Origin of the sequence: uncultured Legionella sp., assembly GCF_937871865.1 — a bacterium.
In the GTDB taxonomy this organism is placed as follows: Bacteria; Pseudomonadota; Gammaproteobacteria; order Legionellales; family Legionellaceae; genus Legionella.
On record NZ_CALMPD010000263.1, the window covers coordinates 1 to 4,582 of the forward strand.

Genomic DNA, 4,582 nt, shown 5'->3' on the forward strand with positions numbered 1-4,582 from the left:
TCTGCGACCATTATGGAGGCTGCCCGCGTATTAATGGCCTCTAAAATCAAGCTTAATCGACCTGTTTATATTATCTGGTATGCCGCTGGAACTCGCAATTTGGCAGGCTCTCAATACGTAGTTCAGTATTTCCACGATAAACACATCCCGGTTAAAGCGGCAGTGCAATTTGATATGACCGGCTATAGAGTAAATGCAGATGATCCTACGATGTGGGTCTATACCGATTATACTGATAAAGGGTTGAGCAAATACATGGCAAAATTGATTGATACCTATCTTCATGTGCCTGTTGATTATTCTCGATGTGGCTATGAATGCAGTGATCATGCCTCATGGAACGAAGAGGGAGTTCCCACCGCGTTTTCATCTGAATCGGATTTTGAGGAGAGAAATCCATACATTCATAATTCTTCCGATACTATGGATTTATTAAATCTCGATCATATGACTAATTTTACCAAACTGGCTATAGCAGTAACCATGGAATTGGCCACTGAGTAATAATGTCCTTAATGTTACGTTTTTATTTTAAGAGTTTTTTATGAAATTAACCCCCCGTCAGAGATATCAGATACTATTTGTTGTGATTGAAGAAATACAACGGTTAGCTCAAAAATTTGGCTTAAACGATGGATTGGAAGCATTACAGATATTTAGAGAGTCTGCTGAAATAAAAAAGCAGGGGGATTTAGTCACTCTTCTTGAAGAAGAGACTGAAGAGTCAAAAACAAAAAATTTATTAAGCAAAACATCGAAAAACAATGAAGACAAATTGCTCAGAATAATGGGGGAAATTTTTACCATTAAGATGCATTCTACTTCTAATGAATTAAAGCAGGTCATTAATCTGACTGAGAAAGAATTGAAAAAATTATCCAAGTTTTCGAGTGGAGGACTGGATTCAGAAGCATTAAATGACTACGTTAAAGTGAGTATAAAGAACTATATTAAGCTTAAATTTGGCGTGAGTAGAAAAGACATTCGGGAAGCACGCACTCAATTAGAAAAACGCTGGGGCGAAAAATCAGAGAAATCATTATCAGCAACTTCCAGTTGTGCCAGGGTATCTTTATTACTCTTACAGGATAAAAAGGCTCAAAATTTTAATTATCATGGCATCAAAATTAATGGGTTATATAAATTAATTAAAATAGTTAACGGCATTGAAAACCAAGAGGTCGCTCGTTCATTTCTCCCCTTTTTTAGTGAAGATAGTGTGGAGCATCGCCAGATTATACGAGCGTTTTTTGCGGTAGAAAAAACGTCACAGTATTGCCGTCTTCCTACGATGCTGGTTCAGATTCTATCCTCATTAGTGGCCAATAACCCGGATTATGAACGACTGGCGGAACGCTTTGTTACCAATATTCTAAAACAACCTGATAAAACCAGTATTGACAGTTTACTTAATGTTCCTAATGCTGAATCCACTGCCTTACTCTTCCATGATCTGTTTGAATCTACTTTATCCATCAGTGCACAATTTAATCATATTCTCGCTGTCGCTAAAATTAATTTGGCAGAAAGAGAACCGCATATACAGGCATTAAATTCAACTCAGGATATTTTCTTAAGGAGCGTTTATTTTTTCTGTTTTGTTTCACCATTATTAGAGTTGGTAGAAACTCGATTAAGATTAAAGAGACAAGACCTTTGGAATATAAAGGACATACAACAATTAAGATTGGAATTATCTATGGCATTTCATGTCCTTCTTGGCATGAACTCGAACTTGGGAAAAATAACAGTATCTCCAAACCTCCTCTTTTAATGAAACTGGTAATGAATGATACACTGTTAGAAAAAGTAACATGTAGTTTTGCTGTTATTGGTGAGATAGCAGGAAGCCAACTGACAGAAACAGATTCTTCATGTACTACGTCAACTCCATTTGATAGCAGTAAACACCAACGCACATTATTTTCTGTTAAACCTCAATCATCTAAACTGGTGTTGGAATCGCACAGCAGTTCTTCGGGTAAAAAAACAGGTACCGTGGCAAAAAATAAAGGCGAAGGGGTAGCCAGCTCATCGAATAGTGAGGAGCATGTGGCAACAAAACGAGGTGTTTATTCATCCACCAAAACCATGAGTTTTTATAGTTCATCTCAGAAAATGTCGGACAGTTCTTCTCCGTCAATATCATCAGGTGTCATCGAACGTTCAAGAAAACGTTCTCAATCCAGTCTTTCTGAGAAGAAGAGCATGAGTCGCGGTATAAGCACCAGCAAGATCCCATTACTGCCAATTAGCAAAATCATTCATGAAGATGATTCATTAGAACTTTATTTTAACCATTTATTTGATTGCGACCCCATGATAGCCACAGAGTTCGTACTTTCGTTAGCGAGACCGAAGGATAAAACGAAATTATCCTGGGGTATTCGAGTGCTGAATGAGGCATCAGGTAAATTCTGTCAGCACATTGCCGTCGTATTACTAAACCATTTGTCCGAACCTGAATTATTAATGCTCGTTGCTCAGTTGTATCAATTGGAAACTGGTGACAGCTGGTGTCGAGGTAATAAACTGTTACCGTTATTGATTCAACACTACCTGGAACATGAGGATCGTAAAGAATATAAGAAGATGGTTTGGGAGGCTGTATTTGCTTTAGCCGATTCTTTGCGTTCAATTGATTTAACTCAGTGTGAGTCTGATACTTTTACGGTAGAACTCTTTAAAGCGGAACAAACAGATATAGAAGCTGTCCAGCAACATTTCCTCAGCGCATTAAATACCATATTATCGCCAAAACAATTTCCGGCATTTATCCAGGGCATTGCTCAATTGGGTTATGCTGATTTAAAACGACGGGAAGAATTGGATAGTTCTGAACATGTTTTGTTATGTAAATTAATCGCGTTTATTTTAATTCGTGTTATTAACCCTATTATTAGTCAGGAAGCCCAGCTATTGAAGGAGTCTGTTTTAAAACAATGGTATTTGGGGACAATCCCTGCAGCGATTCAATCGTTGACTTCACCTCTTGTAAACTTTGTGGAGAGTTCAAGCACTGCTGTGCGCGATCTTATTTTTGGTGCGATTACTAAAGACATACAGCAACGCAATAAAATATATATGATGATGGCAGCGGAGCTTCATGTGGGAAGTATTGTGGCACTACCTTTGGATAGTGAATCATCATTAGCCAGGGATCATGAAAACTGTAAGTATGTTTTAAACGAAATGCTGAAACAGGAACAATTCTCAGGGTTACATTTTAAAGCAAATGGAACCGTCACTCCAAGCAGAAACACATCCAAGCCTCCGGTACTTAGCTTTTTTGAATCTGGCTCACATGAAAGCCTTGCCTTTAGAGACAGTACAACACCGCGAAAAGGGGGCGGCAAACAGCTATTGGAGACAGTTATTGATGAGCATGTTGATAATGGAGACTGCACGTCAAGCTCAGGCACAACTGGCTCTCCAAGAGCTAATTCCTCTATTTAGTAAATAGTCCTACGTAGGCAGAATTCTGTTCGTTAAAGTGGTGCAATGCTTAAATAATGATGGATTCCTGCTGTCGCAGGAACATCAAAAAAATTAATGAATATAAATCAATTCGCAGTAATTTCATGCATCTCAAACAGTGGATGAGCGTAATGCTTTAGCTACACATGAATTTGTTCTTCCAAATTCATTTAAAACTATTTTGGTTGCTGATGCGAGTATATCTTCGCGCAAAGGCGCATCTTTTTGATTGGATGAATAATAAATGGTAATCACAATGGGTTTACATTGTGGTGGCCAAATGACGGCAATGTCGTTTGTGGTGCCATAATGAAATCCTGAGCCTGTTTTATCTCCCACTGTCCAGCCTTGCGGTACGCCTGCTCTGATTCGTTTATTGCCGGTCACATTATGGATGAGCCAATTTTTGAGTAGTTCTCTATTGGCTTGGGTCAATGCATTGTCAAACAGAATTTTTCTAAAACTTTGTTCCATTGCTTGTGGGGTCGTCGAGTCTGTTTTATCAAACGGGGACGACAGAGCTTCTTCCGGCCATCCGTGATCCTGGCGAAAAGCAGTGTCTCCGAGTGATTTTGCAAATTGGTTCATTTGTTCTAAACCGCCTAATTCGTTGACCAGAAGATTCATTGCGGTGTTATCACTATACGAAATAGCTGCGGCACATAAATCCTGAACACTCATTCCTTCGTGTACATGTTTGCCAGTGATTGGAGTCCAGTTTACCAGGTCCTTTTCTGTATATTGGACCTTCTTATTTAATAATGATGCATTAAGTTCGCTTTTTTTCAGCAGGGCGGCGACTCCGATAACTTTTGCTGTACATCCCGCTGGAAATCGTTCTTCTCCTCGATATTGAATTCTTTGTTCATTGTCCATATTTATGGCTGACAAACCAAGACGTCCTCCAGAGCGTTCTTCCAATACTCGCAATTGCTGTTCTACTGTATTGTTTGCTATTTTCTGAGCTTGAGCGGCATAAATCAGTCCGAAAAATACCATACAAATAATACTTGCTCGATTCATTCTTTCTCCAATATCAGCGCAAACTGATTTTCATCTGAAAACAAACTGTGTGGGCACATTGATTGATTTAGTGCCATTGTAT

Annotated in this window: 4 protein-coding genes; 3 read left to right on the top strand and 1 reads right to left on the bottom strand. The window is 38.8% G+C overall.

The features are described from left to right. The 3 genes from Q0495_RS14125 to Q0495_RS14135 all read left to right on the top strand — a co-directional run. On the top strand, positions 1-504 hold a 504-nt coding region (locus tag Q0495_RS14125; RefSeq protein ID WP_298627441.1), incomplete at its 5' end, for a M28 family peptidase. A gap of 40 nt (positions 505-544) precedes the next feature. After that, on the top strand, positions 545-1,774 hold the full coding sequence (locus Q0495_RS14130) for a hypothetical protein (RefSeq protein ID WP_298627443.1): 1,230 nt from the start codon (positions 545-547) through the stop codon (positions 1,772-1,774). 11 nt (positions 1,775-1,785) lie between these two features. Beyond that, positions 1,786-3,456 carry a hypothetical protein gene (locus tag Q0495_RS14135; RefSeq protein WP_298627445.1) on the top strand — a complete coding sequence of 557 codons (1,671 nt, stop codon included), beginning with the start codon at positions 1,786-1,788 and terminating at the stop codon, positions 3,454-3,456. Between the two features lie 132 nt (positions 3,457-3,588). Here Q0495_RS14135 and bla read toward each other — a convergent pair whose 3' ends face one another. Then, positions 3,589-4,500 (bottom strand): class A beta-lactamase, encoded by a 912-nt coding sequence (bla, locus tag Q0495_RS14140; protein WP_298627447.1) that lies wholly within the window; start codon positions 4,498-4,500, stop codon positions 3,589-3,591. Positions 4,501-4,582 lie beyond the last annotated feature (82 nt).